This is a genomic window from Craurococcus roseus (assembly GCF_039523795.1).
GTDB classification, from domain to species: Bacteria; Pseudomonadota; Alphaproteobacteria; order Acetobacterales; family Acetobacteraceae; genus Craurococcus; species Craurococcus roseus.
The window spans coordinates 1-1,167 of sequence record NZ_BAAAFZ010000114.1 but is presented as its reverse complement, the minus strand read 5'-3'; the positions used below and the strand labels follow the sequence as shown (position 1 = coordinate 1,167).

General features: G+C 74.3%; 1 protein-coding gene. It reads left to right on the top strand.

What is annotated here, in order from left to right:
- Positions 1–295 precede the first annotated feature (295 nt).
- Positions 296–1,051 (top strand): tripartite tricarboxylate transporter substrate binding protein, encoded by a 756-nt coding sequence (locus ABD067_RS25100; RefSeq protein ID WP_343898161.1) that lies wholly within the window; start codon positions 296–298, stop codon positions 1,049–1,051.
- The last annotated feature ends 116 nt before the right edge of the window (positions 1,052–1,167 follow it).

The window sequence follows — 1,167 nt, the reverse complement described above, 5'->3', positions numbered from 1 at the left end:
GGTCATGAGGCAACGGGCTCCGGCCCGGGAGCATTCTCAGATGAGGCAATACGCGCTCTCACCCTGATTGCCGTGCAGCACGGCACCTCCCGCCGCACTTGCGCGAGGTGTGCGCGATCCTGGCCGCCGGCCTGCTGCGGCTCCGCAGCCGCGCCGCCGAGGATCTTATGTGACCTGGGCGCGGGTGCGTCCGACGCGACGCGAGTGGCGGCGTGAGCGAGGCGGCCAGCATCACGGTCCGGGTGCCGCCGGCCATCCGCCGGCGGCCGGGGCGGAAGACGGTGGTGACGCCGGCGTGGGAGGGCAGGTCGGCTTCGAGGCGCTCTTCAACGCCGCCCCGGACGGCCACACCCTGGGCGCGCTGGCGGTGGCGGCGATCAGCACCTTTCCGCTCGAACGCCAGGTCCGCTACCGGCCGCTCGACTTCAGCTTCCTCGCCAACGCCGTCGACGACCCGAGCACCGTCTACGTCGTCGCCGCGTCCCCGATCCGGACGTTGCAGGACCTGGTGCAGGCGGCCAAGGCCAGGCCGCGGCGGATGAACTACGGCACCACCGGCGTCGGCTCGGACGACCACCTGCTTATGCTGGGCCTGGAGGGCCTGGCCGGTCTGCAGCCGATGACTCACGCGCCCTTCGCCAGGTCTGCGCCGCTGCTGGCCCAGGTGCTGGGCGGGCACATCGAGCTCGGCGTGGGCAACATGGCGGAGATCCTGGCGGCGATGCGCGAGGGTCGCGTCCGCGCGCTTGGACAGGCGGCGGAGCGGCGCTGGGAGGCGGCGCCGGACGTGCCGACCTTCCGCGAGCAGGGCTTCGACGGGGTCGCGGGTTCCGCCCGCGGCATCGCCGGGCCACCGGGGCTGCCGGCGCCGGTCCGGGCCAAGCTGGAGCAGGCCTTCGCCGCGGCGCTGGCCGACCCCGCCTTCCTGCGGGAGGCGCAGCGCGTCTCCCTGCCGCTCCGGCCGTTGGTGGGCGCGGCCTACCGCGACATGGCGGCGCGGGTGGACGCGTCGGTCCGCGCGCTCTGGCAGGTGCGGCCTTGGAGCGGCTGACGCGCCGCCGGGGCGGAGGGCAGCGCGGAGCGCAAAGGCGTGTCGTGCCGCGGTGGCTAAGAGCGCCTAATGCTCTGTTGAAACCCTGGCCTGCCCTGGGGCGCTTGGGTCGGCTT